This window comes from Buchnera aphidicola (Chaitophorus viminalis) (assembly GCF_026122795.1).
Taxonomy (GTDB): domain Bacteria; phylum Pseudomonadota; class Gammaproteobacteria; order Enterobacterales; family Enterobacteriaceae; genus Buchnera_J; species Buchnera_J aphidicola_BK.
In genome coordinates, this window is sequence record NZ_JAIWQV010000001.1 from 63,398 (window position 1) to 83,097 (window position 19,700).

Genomic DNA, 19,700 nt, shown 5'->3' on the forward strand with positions numbered 1-19,700 from the left:
ATTAAATTTCATGAAAAAATTTATAAAATTAATTATAGTTTGTAGTATATTTAGGAATTTTAACTTCAATATTTGATTTCCCTAATTTTGCTTGACATGACAATCTACTATTTTCAGTTAAATTCCATGCTTTATCTAAAACATCTTCTTCTTTTTCTGTAATTTGAGATAATGTAGTAAAACCTTTTTTTATTATACAATGACATGTACTACAAGAGCATGATTTTTCACAAGCATGTTCAATTTTTATTTTATTTCTTAAAGCAACATCTAAAATAGATTCTCCTTCTTTCCCAAAAAAAGAACCTCCATGGGGTAATAATTTTTTATGTGGTAAAAATTTTATTTTAGGCATTCTATCTACTCTTAATGAAATTAATTTTAAAAATTTTATAATGATTTTATTTTTCTAATTTTTTTTTTAAAATTATATAAAAATAATATTTTTTGAAATATAATAAAAGATTTTTTCCAAGATTTATTTTTAAATTTTTCTAAAATTTTTTTAATATATTTTTTTAATAATTGATTAATTTTTTTATAAAATAAATTAATTTGATTTATATTATTTTTTTTGGTTTTTATTTGATTTAATATTTTATAATATTTGAATTGTTTATTTAAAAAATTTTGATTTAAATTAATATTTATTGTTAATAATTTTAAATCGAATCCATTTAATTTTAAAATATATTGCATACGTTTTATTGGATTTTTTAAAATTTTATAACCTTTATTAATATAAATAGATTTTTTTAATGCTTTTTTTTTTTTTTTATAGAACAATTAACAAAAAAGTCAGGATGATATTTCTTCTGTAAAGAATAATATTTTTTAGATAAATCTTTTACTTTAATATTGAATTTTTGTGGTAATTTAAAATAACTAAAATAATTCATATTTTCTCTTTTTTTATTTTAATTTTATAAATTGAGTTTTATTCATAAAGAAGTTATTAAGATTGTATAAATTTTAATTTTTATTTAATTTTATTTTTATTTTTATAATCTTGAATTGCAGCTTTAATAGCACTTTCAGCTAAAATAGAGCAATGTATTTTAACTGGTGGTAAACTCAATTTTTTTGCTATAGATTTATTTTTTATTTGACTTGCAGAATTTATAGATTTTCCTTTAATCCATTCTGTGATTAAAGAACTAGATGCAATAGCAGAACCACACCCATACGTTTTAAAACGTACATCTTCAATAATTCCTTTTTTATTAACTTTAATTTCTAATTTCATCACATCTCCACATGCTGGAGCTCCAACTAAACCACTTCCTATTTTTTTACTTTTTTTATTAGAAAAAGATCCTACGTTTCTAGGATTTTCATAATGATCTAAAACTTCTTTACTATATGCCATTTAATTCATCCTTTTTAAAGTTTAATATAAAATTAAGTATTCCAATTCACTTTATCTAAATCAATACCATTTTGATACATTTCCCATAAAGGAGATAAATTACGTAGTTTTTTTACAGATTTTTTCACTAATTTAATAGTAAATTTAATATCTTGTAATGTTGTAAAACGACCTATAGAAAACCTTATAGAACTATGTGCTAATTCATCTTTTAATCCAAGTGATTTTAATACATATGATGGTTCTAAACTAGCTGAAGTACAAGCTGATCCAGATGAAATTCCAATTTCTTTTAAAGACATAATTAGAGATTCTCCTTCAATATATTTAAAACTAATATTTAATATATAAGGAGTTCCTTTTTTTAAATTTAAATTACTATTTAAATGAATCTCTTTAATTTTTGATAAACCATTCCATAAAATATCTCTTAATTGTTTGATTTTCAAATAATCTTTTTTAATTTTTTTTCTAGCCAGTTTACATGCTTGACTCATACCTACAATTTGATGTACTGCTAAAGTTCCAGATCTCATACCTCTTTCGTGTCCTCCACCATGTATTTGTGGATAAATTCTAACTCTAGGTTTTCTTTTTACATATAATACTCCTATACCTTTAGGTCCATAAATTTTATGTGCAGAAAAAGATAATAAATTAATTTGTGTTTGTTTTAAATTTAAAGGTATTTTTCCTACACTTTGAGTAGCATCTACATGAAAGAAAATATTATTTAAAAGACAAATTTTAGATATTTTTTTTATATTTTGTATAGCTCCAGTTTCATTATTTACATGCATAATTGAAATTAAAATGGTTTTTTTTGATATTTTTTTTTGTAGTTCTTCTAAATTAATTAGCCCATTTTTTTTTGGTTTTAAATATGTAATTTTAAAATTTTTACTTTCTAAATATCGACATGTATCTAAAACAGATTTGTGTTCTGTTTGACTAGTAATAATATGATTTCCTTTTTTTTTATAAAAATCAGTAATACCTTTTATAGCTAAATTGTTTGATTCTGTAGCTCCTGAAGTAAAAATAATTTCTCGAGGATCTGCATGAATTAATTTAGAAATCTCAAATCTAGCAATATTTACAGCTTCTTCAGCAGACCATCCAAATTTATGTGATCTGGATGCAGAATTTCCAAATATTCCATCTATAGTTAAATATTTTATCATTTTTTTTGCAACTATAGGATCTACTGGCGTAGTAGAAGCATAATCTAAATAAATTGGAATTTTCATTTTTTTTGTATACTCTTAAAGAACTTTTTGATTATATTAGATTGATAATTATATGAATATATTTGTATATAATTAAAAAAAATTTTTATCTTTAATATATTATACATTATAGCAAATTAAATATTGAGTATTTTATAGAATTTTAAATAGATTCAATAAAATTAATTTTAGTAAAATAATTATTCTTGATTTTTTTATTAAATTGTATTATATAAAATATTGTTTTTATTTTTTTTTATAAGGGTGTAGTTCAATTGGCAGAGCATCGGTCTCCAAAACCGACTGTTGGGGGTTCAAATCCCTCCACCCTTGTATAAAAATATTATCATAAAAAATTAAATTTAAATATTTTAAAGTAAATATTTAAGAAAATTTTTAGATAAAAGTATTTTATATATATTTATTATATTTCTTATAAAAAATTCTATTTATATAACAAAAATGTATAAAAATTTTTTAAAAATTTTTATATTTGTAAATGATGTTTGTTTATAAAAATTTAAAAAAAATATTTTATTAAATATTTTTATGGAATAAAAATTATGCCTGAATATCGTTCTAAAAAAAGTACTCATGGAAGAAATATGTCTGGAGCCAGAGCTTTATGGAGAGCTACTGGAATGACTGATCAAGATTTTGGAAAACCAATTATTGCTATAGTAAATTCTTTTACTGAATTTGTTCCAGGTCATATTCATCTTAGAGAAGTTGCACGTCTAATTTCAAAAGAAATATATAATTCAGGTGGTATTCCGAGAGAATTTAATACTATTGCTATTGATGATGGTATTGCAATGGGTCATTCAGGAATGTTATATTCATTACCTTCGCGTGATTTAATTGCAGATTCAATAGAATATATGATTAATGCGCATTGCGTAGATGCTATGATTTGTATTTCAAATTGTGATAAAATTACTCCTGGTATGTTAATGAGTGCTTTAAGATTAAATATTCCTACAGTTTTTGTCTCTGGTGGACCAATGGAAGCAGGTAAAAAACTTAATACTCAGAATAATATATTAAATAATTTTAAATTAGATTTAGTAGATGCTATAATGAGTAGTGCAAATCCAAGTTTTTCTGATTTAGAAGTAGATCAAATTGAAAAATCAGCTTGTCCTACATGTGGTTCTTGTTCAGGAATGTTTACCGCTAATTCTATGAATTGTTTAATAGAAGCATTAGGTTTAGCTCTTCCAGGAAACGGTACTTTATTGGCTACACATATTGATAGAAAAAAATTATTTTTAAAAGGATCTAGATTAATTGTTAAAATTACTCAAGATTATTATAAAAATAATAATCAAGAATATTTACCTCGTTCAATAGCTAATAAAAATTCTTTTTTAAATGCGATGTCATTAGATATAGCTATGGGTGGGTCTACAAATACTGTTTTACACTTATTAGCTGCAGCATATGAAGGAAAAGTAAATTTTACAATTAAAGATATTAATTTTTTATCTAAAAAAATACCACATATATGTAAAGTTTCTCCAAGTACATCTTTATATCATATGGAGGATGTACATAGAGCTGGAGGAATTATATCTATTTTATCTGAATTAAATAAAAATAAATTAATTAATTCAAAAGTTAAAAATATACTTGGGTTAACTTTAGATCAAACATGTAAAAAATATGATGTTTTATTAACAAAAGATAAAAAAATAAAAAAATTTTTTTTAGCAGGACCGTTAGGACGTAGAACAAAAAAAGCTTTTTCTCAATCATTTAGATGGAATAAATTAGATTTAAATAGAAAAACAGGATGTATTCGATCTATAAAAAATTCTTATAGTAAAGATGGAGGTTTGGCAGTTTTATATGGAAATCTTGCATTAGATGGATGTATTGTGAAAACTGCTAGTGTTGATGAAAAATTAAAAATATTTACAGGACCTGCTAAAGTTTATGAATCACAAGAAGATGCATCTTTTGCTATATTAAATAAAAAGATTTGTATTGGAGATGTCATTGTTATTAGATATGAAGGACCTAAAGGTGGTCCTGGAATGCAAGAAATGTTATATCCTACAACATATTTAAAATCAATGGGTTTAGATAAATCGTGTGCATTAATAACAGATGGAAGATTTTCAGGAGGAACTTCTGGTTTATCTATAGGTCATATTTCTCCAGAAGCTGCAAATAAAGGATTAATTTCTATAGTAAAAGACGGTGATTTAATAGAAATAAATATTTTAGAACGTAGTTTAAAGTTATTAATCTCTCAAAAAGAAATTACTCAAAGATTCATTTCAGAAAATAAAAGAAATAAACCATTTACTCCTATCAATCGAAAACGTTTAGTATCTTCTTCTTTAAAATTTTATTCTTTCTTTGCAACAAGTGCAGACAAAGGAGCAGTGAAAGATAAAATGAAATTAAAAAATTTTTAAATAAATATCATTTTATAAATTTATTTGAATAAATATTATTTTCCTGAAAAAATATAATATTTTATCAATAATGGAGTTATTTAAACATGTTGAATTATTTTAATACATTAAATTTTCGTCAAAAAATTCAAGAATTAAGTCAATGTGAAATTATTCATAAAGAAAATTTTTTAAATGGATTAAATATTTTAAAAAATAAAAAAATTGTAATTATAGGATGTGGTTCTCAAGGTTTAAATCAAGGTTTAAATATGAGAGATTCTGGTTTAGATGTTTCTTATGCATTAAGAAAAAAAAGTATATTAAATCAAAATAAATCTTGGTTAAGAGCTACTAAAAATAATTTTTGTGTAGATACATATGAATCTCTCATTCCTAAAGCAGATTTAGTGATTAATTTAACTCCAGATAAACAACATGAAATTGTAATAAAAAAATTGCAGTTATTAATGAAAAAAAATTCTATATTAGGTTATTCTCATGGTTTTAATATTGTAGAAATGGGAACTATTATTAGAAAAGATATTACAGTAATTATGGTTGCTCCAAAATGTCCTGGAACAGAAGTACGTGAAGAATATAAAAGAGGATTTGGAGTGCCTGCATTAATTGCAGTACATAAAAAAAATAATATTTTAAAGAAAGGTTTAGATTATGCTAAAGCATGGGCTTTTTCAATAGGATCGCATAAAGCTGGTGTGTTATATTCATCTTTTTCAGCTGAAGTTAAATCTGATTTAATGGGTGAACAAACCATATTATGTGGTTTATTACAAACTGGATCTATAGTTTTATATGAATATTTAGTAAATGAAGGTCATGATGCAGGATATTCTGGAAAATTAATTCAAAATGGATGGGAAGTAATTACAGAATCTCTCAAACATGGTGGTATTACTTTAATGATGAGTAGATTATCTAATCCATCTAAAATAAGAGCATATTATTTAGCACAGAGTTTAAAAAATATTTTTAGATCTTTATTTAAACAACATATGGATGATATTTTTTCAGGAAAATTTTCTTTAAATATGATTAAAGATTGGAAAAATAATGATAAGAAATTATTAAATTGGAGAAAAGAAACTCAAAAATCTATGTTTGAAAATTCTCCAAATTATTTAGACAATATTTTAGAAGAAGAATATTTTGCACATGGATTATTTATGGTAGCTTTATTAAAAGCAGGAGTTGAATTAGCTTTTGAAACTATGTTGAGTGCAGGTATTCGTGAAGAATCTGCATATTATGAATCTTTACATGAATTACCTTTAATTGCAAATACTATTTCTAGAAAAAAATTATTTGAAATGAATATTGTAATATCAGATACTGCTGAATATGGTAATTATTTGTTTTCTAAAAATGCAATTCCTTTATTAAAAGATTTTGTTATTAATTTAAAATATGGAGATTTAGGAAATCTTTTAGTATCTAATGATGTTGATAATATAATATTAAGAGATATTAATGAAAAAATTTATAATCATCCAATTGAAAAAATTGGAAGAAAATTAAGAAAATATATGAAAGATATGAAAAAAATTGATTTAAAATCATAAATATATATTTTTTGAATAAATTTTTTATTTTATTAAATATTATTTTTTAGGAATTATTTTTAAGAAAATTATTTTATTTTCTTAAAAATATTCTAGTTATTTTTGAAATTTAATTTAAAATTTTATATTTTGAATAAATTTAAAATTATTAAATCAATTTTTTTAAATAATTTCACAAATATTCTTTTGAATTTAATACTTAATTTATTATAAAATTTTAAAATTTTATAAAAATTTTATTATTTTGTATATATAATTACTTAAAAACATATTTTTAAAAATATTTTAGAGATTTTATTTATGACAAACAAAATTAAAAATATTACAGATGAAAATTTTAAAAAATATTTATTAACAAATAAAAAATATCTTTTAGTAGATTTTTGGGCTACTTGGTGTGCTCCATGTCAATCTTTATCTGTTATATTAAAAGAAATTTATAATCAATATCAAGATTGCTTGAAAATTATAAAAATTGATGTTGAAAAAAATATTAAACTTACATCTAAGTATTCTGTACAAAGTATACCAACTTTAATTTTATTTAAAAAAGATCAAGTTATTGATAAAAATATTGGATTTTTGTCTAAAGAACAACTATGTTTATTTTTAAATAAACATATGCAATAATTTTTTTTTAAAGTTATATATTTTAAATACATTCTTATTTAGAATTTTAATTTAAAAAAAATTAAAAAATATATTTTCAAAATTATTACTTTTCTATTTATTAAGAACTTATCATTATGAATCTAACAATTCTAAAGAACACCCCTGTATCAAAATTAATCATACTTGGAGAAAAAGTTGGTTTAAAAAATTTAGCTCGTATAAGAAAACAAGATATTATTTTTTCAATTTTAAAACAGCATGCTAAAAGTGGAGAAGATATTTTTGGAGATGGAGTATTAGAAATATTACAAGATGGATTTGGATTTTTACGATCTTTAAATAGTTCTTATCTAGCAGGTCCAGATGACATTTATGTTTCTCCTAGCCAAATTAGAAGATTTAATTTAAGAACAGGTGATACAATTTCAGGAAAAATTAGACCACCTAAAGATGGAGAAAGGTATTTTGCTTTATTAAAAGTAAATAAAGTAAATTATGATCAACCTGAAAACGCTAGAAATAAAATTTTATTTGAAAATTTAACACCCACTCATGCGAATTCTCGTTTAAGAATGGAAAGAGGTAATGGATCTACTGAAGATTTAACTGCACGTGTTTTAGATTTAGCTTCTCCAATAGGTCGAGGACAAAGAGGATTAATTGTAGCTCCTCCTAAAGCTGGTAAAACTATGTTGATTCAAAATATTGCTCAAAGTATTGCATATAATCATTCAGATTGTGTATTAATGGTTTTATTGATTGATGAAAGACCGGAAGAAGTTACTGAAATGAGAAAATTAGTACATGGAGAAGTAATAGCTTCTACATTTGATGAACCAGCATTACGTCATGTTCAAGTTTCTGAAATGGTTATTGAAAAAGCTAAAAGATTAGTAGAACATAAAAAAGATGTAATTATTCTTTTAGATTCTATTACAAGATTAGCTAGAGCATATAATACTATTGTACCTTCTTCTGGAAAAGTATTAACAGGTGGAGTCGATGCTAATGCATTACATAGACCGAAAAGATTTTTTGGAGCAGCTAGAAATGTTGAAGAAGGTGGTAGTTTAACAATTATTGCTACTGCTTTAGTAGATACTGGATCTAAAATGGATGAAGTCATTTATGAAGAATTTAAAGGTACAGGAAATATGGAATTACCTTTATCTAGAAAAATTGCTGAAAAAAGAGTTTTTCCAGCAATTGATTATAATCTTTCTGGAACACGAAAAGAAGAGTTATTAACGTCTACTCATGAATTAAAAAAAATGTGGGTTTTAAGAAAAATTCTTCATCCTTTATCTGAAATAGATGCAATAGAATTTTTAATTAATAGATTATCTGTAAGTAGAACTAATGAAGAATTTTTTGATTTAATGAAACGTGGATAAAATTTATTTTTTAATATATTTTTATATAAATTATATTTATAAATATACAAAATTCATATAATTCCTATCTGATATATTTTTTTTAGAATTAAAAAAAAATTATTTTTTAATTTATTTTTTTAGATATAAAAAAATATGTTATTAATATTTATAAAAATAATTTTTGATTATTGTGTGAGATTTTTTAAAATATATATAAATACGCTTGTAGCTCAGTCGGATAGAGCGCTACTTTCCGAAAGTAGAGGCCTCAGGTTCAAATCCTGTCAAGCGTATATAAATAGAATTATTGTTAATTTATATTGATAATTTTTTAAAATTATAATATATTTATTTAAATATAAATAAATATAATTTGGTGGCTATAGCTCAGTTGGTAGAGTCCTGGATTGTGATTCCAGTTGTCATGGGTTCAAACCCCATTAGTCACCCCATAATATTTTTTTAAAATTTAATTTAATTTGAAAAAAATTAAATATTTTTATTTATTTATAGTATTATATCGGCGAATAGCGCAGCTTGGTAGCGCAACTGGTTTGGGACCAGTAGGTCAGAGGTTCAAATCCTCTTTCGCCGAAATATTAATTTATATCATTTAATATTTATGAAAATTGTATTTATAAATTGAAATATTTCACATTGGTTTCTTTTACAAAACCATTTTTTATTAATATATTCAAAATAATATCCTTTATATTTTGTAGCAATCCAAATTTGTTTTAAAAATTCTTGTTTACTAATAATAATTTCTTTTTTAAATTCAATACTTATTTGAATTATTTGAGAATTAGATTCATAATCAATATCTAATTTTCCATTATAATTATCTAAATATTTTTCTATTTTTAAGAATGTTTTATTAGCTAAATTATGAAATTTTAATGTATTTATTATTTTTAATTTATTATTCTTAATCATATTTTTTCCAACTTTAGAATTTTTATATTTTTTAATAATATTTATATAATATTATTAGAATTTGATATAATAATTCTTTTTTTTTATTTTTAATTTGTGTTTTAAATTAAATTCATTTCAATATAAATATAATATTATGAAAAATAAATTATTTTTTTCAAAAATGCATGGTTTAAAAAATGATTTTATGGTGATAGAAACTTTAACACAAAAATTTTTATTAACAAAAAAAATTATTCAAAAATTATCACATCGTAATACAGGTATTGGTTTTGATCAATTATTAGTGATTGAATCACCTAAAATTCAAAATACTGATTTTCATTATCGAATTTTTAATTCTAATGGATCAGAAGTTGAGCAATGTGGAAATGGAGCAAGATGTGTAGCTAAATTTATTTTTAAAAAAAAACTTATAAAAAAAAAAAAAATTATAGTAAGTACTAAAAATAGAATTATGGTTTTAAAAGTTAAAAAAAACAATAAATTTTTAGTGAATATTGGAACTCCACAATTTCATCCAAAAAAAATTCCTTGTTTAAGTGTAATAGAAAAAAAAATATATTCTTTAAAAATTAATTCAAGAAAAATTTCTTTTGGAGTTGTATCTGTAGGAAATCCTCATTGTGTAATTATTGTACATGATATTTTAAAAGCACAAGTAAAAAAACTTGGTTCTATTTTAGAAAGTCATAGTTTTTTTCCTAAAAAAGTCAATGTTGGTTTTATGCAAATATTGAATAGAAAAAATATACTTTTACGTGTTTTTGAAAGAGGAGTAGGGGAAACTCAGTCTTGTGGTAGTGGTGCATGCGCAGCTGTAATGATTGGAATTCAACAAAATAAATTATCGAATACTGTTCATGTAATGTTAAAGGGAGGTAAAATTACTGTAAAATTTAATTCAAAAAAAAATTGTATATACATGCTTGGATCTGCGAATCATATATATGATGGATATATATATTATTAAAATTTTTTATATTAAATTTTTAAAAATTTATTTTTAGAAAATTTTCTAGATTTATAAAAAGTACAATTGAAGGAAATTTAGATGTGTCAAAATATTACAGAAATTCACAATATAAAAAATAAACATACTTTAAAAAATCAAAATATTAAAAAAATTTATTTTAAAAATTATATTCAAAAAAATACCACAGAATTTTATAAAACTATAATATCTTTATTTTTAGCTGGTTTTTCTACTTTTTCAATTTTGTATTCTATACAACCTATTTTACCTATTTTTTCAAGAATTTTTTTTTTAACTCCTACGGAAAGTAGTTTATCACTATCTATTGCAACTGCTTCTATGGCTTGCGGAATGTTATTTATGAGTCCGATTTCAAATAGAATAGGTAGAAAAAATGTTATGTCAATATCTTTATTTTGTGCTTCTTTTTTGACATTAATATGTGCTTTTTCTACAAGTTGGATAGAAATTATTATTATTCGATCATTAATTGGTATATCTTTAAGCGGAGTTACATCTGTTGCTATTATTTATTTAAGTGAAGAAGTAGATTTAAAAATTTTACCTTTATGTATTGGATTATATATCAGTGGAAATACTATTGGAGGTTTTTTAGGAAGATTAATTAGTAATATAATTGTTCGTTGTTTTTCATGGCGTTATGTATTTATAGTTGTTGGATCTGTATCTTTATTTTTTACAATATTATTTTTTTTGAATTTACCTCAATCAAAAAATTTTAAAAAATCTATGATAGATTTGAACTCTTGTATGAAAAATTTTTTTATTCCATTTAAGATCCAATCTTGTATAATATTTTTTATAGTTGGTTTTCTTTTTATGGGTAGTTTTGTAGCATTATTTAACTATATTGGATATAGATTTATAATGAAACCATTTTTGTTTCATCCAATATATATTTCTTGTTTATCAGTGATATATTTAATTGGAGTATATAGTTCTCCTAAAGCAAGTTTTTTATCTGAAAAATATGGAAGAATGAATGTTTTTCTTGGAGCTTTATATTTAATGATTATAGGTGTGATATTAACATATTATAATCTTATTTGGTTAATATTATTTGGTTTAATATTATTTACAACTGGTTTTTTTATTGCTCATTCTACAGCAAGTAGTGCTATTAGTATTATGTCTAAGAAAAATAAATTAGATGTAGCTTCTTTGTATTTTTTTTTTTATTATTTAGGTTCTAGTTTATTTGGAAGTTTTGTAGGTATTTTTTGGTTTTATTGGGGTTGGAATGGTGTTTTTTTAATATTAAATTTTGTTCTAATATTAAGTGTTATTCTTATAAATCAAATTAAAGATGATATATAGATTTATTTTTATATAAAAACGAAATTAAATTATATTAAAGAATTTTTTTTTTTTTAATATATTTTTTTATTTAAAAAATTTAAATTAAAGAAATTTTTTTTAATTTATATTTATAAATGAAATTGTTTTAATTTATAAATTTTTTATAATAATTTTAAATTATTAGAAAATTTAATTTTTAATTAGAATATATTAAATTTTATTTTAAATAAATAAAGTAAAACCTATTTTTTTTTTTTTTTTTTTTTTTTTTTTTTTTTTTTTTATAATTTTAATTAAATTTTATTTTTTTTTTTAAATTTAATTTTAATAATTTGAGAAGTGTTTGGTATATAATTTTGTTTTCTATTTATTGATTTAACTATAATTTTTATAATAAATTTTAAAATATTATAAAATTTTTGATTTTTATTTTTCAATTTTTTTTTTTTATATTTAATTTTTATATTAGGAATAATTTATATAAGATATTATAATATAAAAGTGTTTTATAATTTTTAATATTAATTAAATAAAATATATTTTTATAATTTTAAAAAAAAAATAAAAACTATAATTTTAAAGTTTGTATTTTTATGAAATTTTAAAAAATTTATATTTTAAAAATTTTATTTAAAAATTTAAAATATTTTTAGATAAATTTGATATCAAGGAATTTAAATATGATACCTGATTTTTATGTAAACATTAAAATTAATTCAAACAATTATAATAATGTTTTTTATATAAATAACAAGGTTTATGAAAATTATAATATAAATAAAGTTTTATTTCAAAAACAAAATATTAATAAAATTCCAAATATATTTTTTCAAAACAAAAATCAAAAAAATTTTAAATTGACTTATGAAAAAAAAAATTTTTTTATTAATACTAAAATTTATTTTAAAAATCAGTTATATTCAAAATATGATCAATTACATTCGAGTGTTATTCAAAAACCAAAAAATTTAAATAAAAAATACGATATAAAAAAAAATAATAATCAAGATAAATATTATTTAAATAGTTTACAAAGAAAATTATTAGATATTTGTAATTTAATTTCAAATTCATCTCAAGATAATTTATTTATTCCTGAAATGAGTAATATACATTGGGTTAGCATAGAAAATATAATTGATCCACAATCAAACGCTATTTTATTAGAAGATTTACAAAAAGATTTTAATTATTTAAAAAAAACTAATCATTTAAGTATAAATTTTGATTTAGATGATTTAAAAAATACTCATTATAAATTTAATGATGTATATATAGATTCAGAATTAGATGTTGTAGTAGTTGAAAGTTTACAAAAAAATTTTCCTGATCTAAAAGATAGACAATTAATTTCTAATTATTCGAATCATAAAATTTTATCTGAAGCAGTAAAAACTTTTTTAAATTTAGTTCCTAAATTTAAAAATTATCCACAAATTAATGCATCTACTCAATATATTATAAAAAAATTATCAGATGGAAATATTGAATTTACATTATTATATCATTCTAATTTAATTAATCCTAATGCATCATTCAGTTTTCCTTTTAAATATTTTGGAATTCGTGCACAATGTATTCTCTCTGAAGATAGTATTCCGATTGCTCAGTATTCTTATTTTCTTCAATAAGTTTATATTTTTTTTTTAAACATTATAATATTATAAAAATTATTTAAAAAAAAAACAGAGTACATATTTTAAGATATGATATTTAGTACTCTGTTTTATTTTTTTATATTAAAAATATTTTTAGTAAATTTATTAATTATATGAATTTTTTAAAATACTTTTTATGAAAATTTAAAAATTAAGAAATAAAATATTTATAAAAAACATATTTACCAATAATTTTCTCTAGTAATATTTCCTGGTTTTTTGCGAAGATTTTTAGTCATATTTTTTTTTTTGACTAAAATTTTAAATAAATCTTCAACCATATTAGGATTTCCACATAACATTATATTAGAGTTTTCTTTATTCATATTTATAGATATATTTTTTTCAAGTGTATTGTTTAATAATAATTTTTGAATTCTTCCATAGTAAAAATTTTTTTTTCTTTCTCTACTAATTGTAATAATTACAATTAATTTTTTTTGGTATATTTTTTTTATATTTTGAATAAAGTGTAAATATTTCAAATCAGAAAAATATCGTACTGAATGTACTAAAATAATTTTTTCAAATTTTTTTGTATCTTTTTTTTCTTGTAAAATAGAAAGATATGGTCCAATTGCAGTTCCAGTAGAAAACATCCATAATATTTTTGATGGAAGAATTTCTTTAAGAGTAAAAAATCCATAAGATTTTTTAGAAATTAAAATATTTTGTTTTTTTTTTAATTGTAGTAATTTTTGACTCATTTGTCCTTTTTTAATTAGTGTAATAAAAAATTCTATTTTATTTGATGTAGGAGGATTAACAAATGAATAAGCTCTTTGAATTTTTGTATTTGTGTATGGATTTTCAATACGTATTTTAGAAAATTGTCCGGCAATAAATTTATCTATTGAAGCTTTTAAAGATATATATAATAAATTTTTTTTCCAAAGTTGAATTTGCGTAATTTGAGCTTTTACCCATAAAGTCATATATATATCCTGTAAATTATATTTTTTGACATATTAATATATTTTTTATTTATACATTAATATCTAAAATTTAAATTCCTATTTTATTAAAATTTTTTATAATTTTTTATAAGATAGAATAAAATTTTTAAATAAAATAATAATTTTTAGAAAATGAATTTTATAAAATATATTTATTTAAATCATCTTTCATTATTAATTGATTTAAATGTTTTTTTACATAATTAGAATTAATAATAATGTTTTTTCCGTAATTTTCACTTGCATAAAAAGATATTTCTTCCATTAATTTTTCTAATACTGTATATAATCTTCTTGCTCCAATATTCTCTATACTTTCATTAATTTGCCACGATGTTTCAGCAATTTTTTTAATTCCATTTTTTGTAAATTCTATATTTACATTTTCTGTTTTTAATAAAGCTTTATATTGTGTAGTAATTGAAGCTTTTGGTTCTGTTAAAATTTTTTCAAAATCTTTTACAGTTAATGCATTTAATTCTACTCTAATAGGTAATCTTCCTTGTAATTCAGGTATTAAATCTGATGGAGAAGATATTTGAAATGCACCAGATGTAATAAATAGTATATGATCTGTTTTTACAGTTCCATATTTAGTTGAAACAGTACAACCTTCTATTAAAGGTAATAAATCTCTTTGAACTCCTTCTCTAGAAACGTCTGGTCCTGAAGAATTATTTCTTTTGCAAATTTTATCAATTTCATCAAGAAAAACTATTCCGTTTTGTTCAACTTCTTTTATGGCATTTTTTTTTAAAGATTCAGGATTAATTAATTTTAAAGCTTCTTCTTCAATTAAAATTTTCATAGCATCTTTTATTTTAAGTTTTCTTAATTTTTTTTTTGATCCACTTAAATTTTGAAATAATGATTGTAATTGATTAGTTAATTCTTCCATTCCAGGAGGTGCCATAATTTCAATTCCCATAGAAGATCCTAGTATGTTTATTTCTATTTCTTTATTATCTAATTTTCCTTCTTTTAATTTTTTACGAAAACTTTTAATAGTTTTTATTGGACGTTCATTTTTTTGATCATTTTCCTTAAGATGTTTTTTTGCGCCTGGGATTAAAACATCTAAAATTCTTTCTTCTGCAATTTTTTTTACTTTTTTTTTATTTTTTTGTAGTGTTTTTACTCGAATCATTTTAATTGAAATATCTGTTAATTCTCTAATTATAGAATCTACTTCTTTTCCTACATATCCTACTTCTGTAAATTTTGTTGCTTCTACTTTAATAAATGGAGCATGAGAAAGTTTTGCTAATCTTTTAGCGATTTCAGTTTTTCCTACTCCTGTTGGTCCAATCATTAAAATATTTTTTGGAGTTATTTCATTTCTTAATTCTGGATCTAATTGCATTCTCCTCCATCTATTTCTTAATGCAATAGCTACTGCTTTTTTTGCTTCGTTTTGTCCAATAATAAATTTATTTAATTTTTTTACTATTTTTTGAGGAGTCATATTAGTCATAATTTTTCCTTAATCTTCTATCGATAATTCTTTTATAGTAAAATTGTGATTTGTATATATACAAATATCAGCAGCAATTTTTAAAGATTTTTTTACAATTGTATAAGCATCAAATTTTGTATTTTTTAATAAAGCTAGAGCTGCGGATTGAGCATAAGATCCTCCTGATCCAATTGCAATTACGTTATTTTCTGGTTTAATCACATCTCCATTTCCTGTAATTATTAATGAAGATTTTTTACTTGCAACTATTAATAATGCTTCTAATTTTTTTAAAATTCTATCACTTCTCCAATCTTTAGCAAGTTCTATAGCAGATTTTTTTAAATGTCCATTATACATTGCTAATTTTTTTTCAAATAATTCAAATAAAGTGAATGCATCTGCTGTTCCACCTGCAAAACCTGCTAAGATTTTATTATGATATAGAGAGCGAACTTTTTTAACTTGACTTTTCATGATTGTATAGCCTAAAGTTGCTTGTCCATCTCCACCAATTACTACTTTATTTTTAGATCGTACACTTAATATAGTTGTCATTTTTTTTTCTTTATAAAAGTTTTTAAAAATTTTAACTTTAATTATTATTTATATGTATTTTAAAAATTATATTATTAATATTTTTAAAATAAATATTTATTTTTTATATGTAATATATTATATTAAATCTATATATGTTTTTTATAGGAATTTTTATGAAAAAAAATATTCATCCTAAATATTTTTCTAATTCTGCACGTTGTTCTTGTGGAAATATTATTACTTTTTTTAGTACTTTAGGAAAAGATATAAATTTAGATATATGTTCTAAATGTCATCCTTTTTATACAGGAAAGCAAAGAATTATTGATACTGGAGGAAGAATTGAATTATTTAATAAGAGATTTAATATTTTAAAAAAATAAATTTTTTATAAATAATAAAAATAATTTTAAAATTTTAAAATAATTATTTTATTTTTTAAAAATATTTATTTAAAAAAAACTGTTAATAATTAATTGAATATGTTTTGTAAATATTTTTTATTTTAAATATATAATAAATACATTATTTAAAATTTCTATATTATAAGTTATTTAAATAAAGTTATTTATTATGTATTCATCCATTTAATTGTATTTTTTAATATTTTTTCTCCTACAGTGGTTAAAATAGATTCAGGGTGAAATTGAAAACCACATATTTTAGAAACATTATCTCGCACAGACATTGCTATATTTTTTTTTTTTGCATTAATTATAAAATTTTTTGGAATATTTTTACAAATTAAAGAATGATAACGAGCTACTTGTATTGGATTTTTTATATTATAAAACATTTTTTTTTCATCATGATATATAATAGAAGATTGTCCATGAAGAATTTTTTTTGCATAGCAAATTTTTCCTCCATATGATTGTATTATTGCTTGATAACCTAAACATATTCCTAGAATAGGAATTTTATTTTTTAAAATAGAAATTAATTCTATCATACATCCCGCTTGTGTGGGATTTCCTGGTCCTGGAGATAATATTAATATAGGATTTTTCATATTAGAGATTTTTTTGATAATTTCTGATATAGATACATTATTTCTATATATAGTAACTTGATTTGAATTTTTTCTTAATAGATCTACTAAGTTATAAAGAAAAGAATCAAAATTATCTAAGAGTAAAATTTCAGACATGTATTTATATTTTCCTAATTAATTTTGTATCACGAATAGATTTAATTACAGCATATGCTTTATTCCATGTTTCTAAGCATTCTTCTTTAGGAATAGATTTTAATACAATTCCTGCTCCAACTTGTATTGTAGCGATATCGTTTTCAATATAAGCAGATCTAATTATTATACAAGTATTAAATTTTTTTTCTCCAGTAAAATATCCAATAGACCCTCCGTAACTTCCTCTAGTTTCTTTTTCTATTTTTGAAATTAATTTCATAGCTTGAATTTTTGGAGCTCCTGTTAAAGTTCCCATATTCATACATGCACGATAAGCATGTAATATATCTAATTTTTTTTTTAGGATTCCTGTAATAATTGAAACTAAGTGCATTACATGTGAATATTTTTCTACTTTAATTAATTTTTTTACATATCTACTACCTGTTTTACAAATTCTAGATAAATCATTTCTTGCTAAATCTACTAGCATAATATGTTCTGATAACTCTTTTTTATTTGTTTTCATTTCTAATTCTATTTTACTATCTAAATCATAATTAATATTACCGTTTTTAAATTTTCCTCTAGGTTTTGTTCCTGCAATAGGGTGAATTTCTATTTTTCTATTATTTGAATTATATTTTAAAAAACTTTCAGGTGATGCTCCAAATAATGTAAAATCTTGATCTTGCATGAAAAACATATAAGGACTAGGATTTCTTTTTTTTAAATTTTGATATGAATATAATGGTGATAAACATTGCATATAAAATTTTCTAGATGGAACAATTTGAAATATATCACCATTTTTAATATATTTTTTTATATTTTGTATGATTTTTGAAAACTGAATATCATTTTTATTACATTTAATTGTAGAATTATTTTTTTTATATTTAATTGATTTAAATTTTTTTTTGTTAATTATATTTTTAATATTTTTTATTCTTTTTTTAATTTTATTTACTTCGTGAATATTTTTATTAAAAATTGTAGATTGGATAGTACATTTTTTTTTTAAATGATTAATAAAAATCATTGTTTCAGATAAATAAAAACAAAAATCTGGACATTTTTGTATTTTTTTAACTTTTGGTAATAGTTCAAAATAAGAGATTAAATCATATGAAAATAAACCACCAAAAAAAATAGATTTTGGAAATTTTTTTATTTTTTGAATACTATTTATAATTATTCTAAATATATCAAATACAGATTTTTGTTTTAATTTAGAATCTTCATCTATATTTTTAGTTAATAAATTAGGAAAAATTAATTTTAAGATATTAGATTTTTTTTTTTTTTGAATATAATTTGGAATAATTAATTCTAAGTATTTAACTAAATTAGATCCATTTTGTGTTAAAGGTTTTATATAAACAATATTTTTTAATAAAGATATTCTTAATGCACTATCTACAATAATAATACTTTTTAGATTTTTTTTATCGTTTATATTTGCTGATTCTAAAAGTAATGTATTTTTATTATTTTGGCAAATATGATTGAATATTTTTAATGGATTATAATAATAATGAGATTTTTTTTGAATAACTTTAATTTTCAATTTCCTATTTTTCATTTTATTGTCCATGTTTTATAAAAAATACATAATTATTTAAATTTAGATAAAATAATTTTTTTATAAAATATTTTTTAATATTTTTTAAAAAAAATTTTATCAAATATAATTTATATTAATTAAATTTTAAAGAAAAATAAATTTCTATCTTTTAGAAAATATTTTAAAATTATTTATTCATATTATTTGTAAATATTTATTAAAGAAAGTGTTATTATAATAAAATTTTTACATTATATGTAGTAATTTTTAAGAAATAAATTTATTTAGTTTAATAAAAATTAAAATTTTTATATATTTAAAAAATTATATTTAAATTTTAAAAAAATTTTTGAAAAAAATATTTTTTAGAAAAAAAATTTTATTTTTAATTAATTTATTTTATTATATGTAATTTTTTTAATAAATATATATTTTAATATTTTTTTATAATTTATAAAAATTTGAGCGGGAAACGAGTCTCGAACTCGCGACCTTAACCTTGGCAAGGTTATGCTCTACCAACTGAGCTATTCCCGCATATGAAGATATTATAGGTATGAATTTTTTTAAATATACTTATAATTA

Annotated in this window: 19 protein-coding genes and 5 tRNA genes; 12 read left to right on the forward strand and 12 right to left on the reverse strand. The window is 20.7% G+C overall.

The features are described from left to right. Positions 1-28: 28 nt before the first annotated feature. The 5 genes from fdx to LDP12_RS00320 all read right to left on the reverse strand — a co-directional run bounded on the left by fdx (position 29) and on the right by LDP12_RS00320 (position 2,619). Positions 29-355 (reverse strand): ISC system 2Fe-2S type ferredoxin, encoded by a 327-nt coding sequence (gene fdx, locus LDP12_RS00300; protein ID WP_265226369.1) that lies wholly within the window; start codon positions 353-355, stop codon positions 29-31. A 35-nt stretch (positions 356-390) separates the two neighbouring features. Next, positions 391-786, reverse strand: a complete 396-nt coding sequence (gene hscB, locus LDP12_RS00305) for a Fe-S protein assembly co-chaperone HscB (RefSeq protein ID WP_265226371.1) — start codon at positions 784-786, stop codon at positions 391-393. Then, positions 756-899, reverse strand: a complete 144-nt coding sequence (locus tag LDP12_RS00310; protein WP_265226373.1) for a hypothetical protein — start codon at positions 897-899, stop codon at positions 756-758. Before LDP12_RS00310 ends, hscB begins: the two co-directional genes overlap by 31 nt. A gap of 80 nt (positions 900-979) precedes the next feature. Continuing rightward, on the reverse strand, positions 980-1,369 hold the full coding sequence (iscU, locus tag LDP12_RS00315; RefSeq protein WP_265226378.1) for a Fe-S cluster assembly scaffold IscU: 390 nt from the start codon (positions 1,367-1,369) through the stop codon (positions 980-982). A 32-nt stretch (positions 1,370-1,401) separates the two neighbouring features. Beyond that, positions 1,402-2,619 (reverse strand): IscS subfamily cysteine desulfurase, encoded by a 1,218-nt coding sequence (locus LDP12_RS00320; protein WP_265226379.1) that lies wholly within the window; start codon positions 2,617-2,619, stop codon positions 1,402-1,404. A 239-nt stretch (positions 2,620-2,858) separates the two neighbouring features. Here LDP12_RS00320 and LDP12_RS00325 point away from each other — a divergent pair. The 8 genes from LDP12_RS00325 to LDP12_RS00360 all read left to right on the forward strand — a co-directional run bounded on the left by LDP12_RS00325 (position 2,859) and on the right by LDP12_RS00360 (position 9,169). Then, positions 2,859-2,931: transfer RNA gene (locus LDP12_RS00325), tRNA-Trp, on the forward strand. A 230-nt stretch (positions 2,932-3,161) separates the two neighbouring features. Continuing rightward, positions 3,162-5,024, forward strand: coding sequence for a dihydroxy-acid dehydratase (gene ilvD / locus LDP12_RS00330; RefSeq protein WP_265226380.1), 1,863 nt, complete (start codon positions 3,162-3,164; stop codon positions 5,022-5,024). A gap of 89 nt (positions 5,025-5,113) precedes the next feature. Beyond that, positions 5,114-6,586 carry a ketol-acid reductoisomerase gene (ilvC, locus tag LDP12_RS00335; protein ID WP_265226552.1) on the forward strand — a complete coding sequence of 491 codons (1,473 nt, stop codon included), beginning with the start codon at positions 5,114-5,116 and terminating at the stop codon, positions 6,584-6,586. 300 nt (positions 6,587-6,886) lie between these two features. Beyond that, on the forward strand, positions 6,887-7,216 hold the full coding sequence (trxA, locus tag LDP12_RS00340) for a thioredoxin (protein WP_265226381.1): 330 nt from the start codon (positions 6,887-6,889) through the stop codon (positions 7,214-7,216). A 116-nt stretch (positions 7,217-7,332) separates the two neighbouring features. After that, positions 7,333-8,592: a transcription termination factor Rho gene (gene rho, locus LDP12_RS00345; RefSeq protein WP_265226382.1), complete on the forward strand. Its 1,260-nt coding sequence runs from the start codon at positions 7,333-7,335 to the stop codon at positions 8,590-8,592. A 201-nt stretch (positions 8,593-8,793) separates the two neighbouring features. After that, positions 8,794-8,867 (forward strand) — tRNA-Arg (locus LDP12_RS00350). An 83-nt stretch (positions 8,868-8,950) separates the two neighbouring features. Next, positions 8,951-9,026 (forward strand) — tRNA-His (locus tag LDP12_RS00355). A gap of 69 nt (positions 9,027-9,095) precedes the next feature. Next, positions 9,096-9,169: transfer RNA gene (locus LDP12_RS00360), tRNA-Pro, on the forward strand. Between the two features lie 14 nt (positions 9,170-9,183). On the opposite strand, the gene cyaY is transcribed toward LDP12_RS00360, so the two are convergent. Further along, positions 9,184-9,510, reverse strand: a complete 327-nt coding sequence (gene cyaY, locus LDP12_RS00365) for an iron donor protein CyaY (protein ID WP_265226383.1) — start codon at positions 9,508-9,510, stop codon at positions 9,184-9,186. Between the two features lie 136 nt (positions 9,511-9,646). On the opposite strand from cyaY, the gene dapF reads away from it, so the two are divergent. From dapF to LDP12_RS00380, 3 genes are all read left to right on the forward strand, one after another. Next, positions 9,647-10,483, forward strand: coding sequence for a diaminopimelate epimerase (dapF, locus tag LDP12_RS00370; protein ID WP_265226384.1), 837 nt, complete (start codon positions 9,647-9,649; stop codon positions 10,481-10,483). 81 nt (positions 10,484-10,564) lie between these two features. Beyond that, positions 10,565-11,824 (forward strand): MFS transporter, encoded by a 1,260-nt coding sequence (locus tag LDP12_RS00375; protein WP_265226386.1) that lies wholly within the window; start codon positions 10,565-10,567, stop codon positions 11,822-11,824. Between the two features lie 662 nt (positions 11,825-12,486). Next, positions 12,487-13,437, forward strand: coding sequence for a hypothetical protein (locus tag LDP12_RS00380; protein ID WP_265226388.1), 951 nt, complete (start codon positions 12,487-12,489; stop codon positions 13,435-13,437). A 209-nt stretch (positions 13,438-13,646) separates the two neighbouring features. Here LDP12_RS00380 and LDP12_RS00385 read toward each other — a convergent pair whose 3' ends face one another. From LDP12_RS00385 to hslV, 3 genes are all read right to left on the reverse strand, one after another. Continuing rightward, positions 13,647-14,399 (reverse strand): FAD-binding oxidoreductase, encoded by a 753-nt coding sequence (locus LDP12_RS00385; RefSeq protein ID WP_265226392.1) that lies wholly within the window; start codon positions 14,397-14,399, stop codon positions 13,647-13,649. Between the two features lie 160 nt (positions 14,400-14,559). Continuing rightward, positions 14,560-15,894 (reverse strand): HslU--HslV peptidase ATPase subunit, encoded by a 1,335-nt coding sequence (gene hslU / locus LDP12_RS00390; protein ID WP_265226393.1) that lies wholly within the window; start codon positions 15,892-15,894, stop codon positions 14,560-14,562. Positions 15,895-15,903: 9 nt separating this feature from the next. Further along, positions 15,904-16,434, reverse strand: a complete 531-nt coding sequence (gene hslV, locus LDP12_RS00395) for an ATP-dependent protease subunit HslV (protein WP_265226394.1) — start codon at positions 16,432-16,434, stop codon at positions 15,904-15,906. Positions 16,435-16,589: 155 nt separating this feature from the next. Between hslV and rpmE the strand changes: the two genes are divergently transcribed. After that, positions 16,590-16,799 (forward strand): 50S ribosomal protein L31, encoded by a 210-nt coding sequence (gene rpmE, locus LDP12_RS00400; protein WP_265226395.1) that lies wholly within the window; start codon positions 16,590-16,592, stop codon positions 16,797-16,799. Positions 16,800-16,987: 188 nt separating this feature from the next. On the opposite strand, the gene LDP12_RS00405 is transcribed toward rpmE, so the two are convergent. From LDP12_RS00405 to LDP12_RS00415, 3 genes are all read right to left on the reverse strand, one after another. Continuing rightward, the gene (locus LDP12_RS00405; protein WP_265226401.1) at positions 16,988-17,566 is read right to left on the reverse strand and encodes an aminodeoxychorismate/anthranilate synthase component II; all 579 of its coding nucleotides are present in this window, start codon (positions 17,564-17,566) and stop codon (positions 16,988-16,990) included. Positions 17,567-17,570: 4 nt separating this feature from the next. Continuing rightward, entirely contained in the window at positions 17,571-19,133 is a 1,563-nt protein-coding gene (locus LDP12_RS00410) for an anthranilate synthase component 1 (RefSeq protein WP_265226406.1), read from the reverse strand. Positions 19,134-19,579: 446 nt separating this feature from the next. Then, positions 19,580-19,652: transfer RNA gene (locus tag LDP12_RS00415), tRNA-Gly, on the reverse strand. Positions 19,653-19,700: the final 48 nt, after the last annotated feature.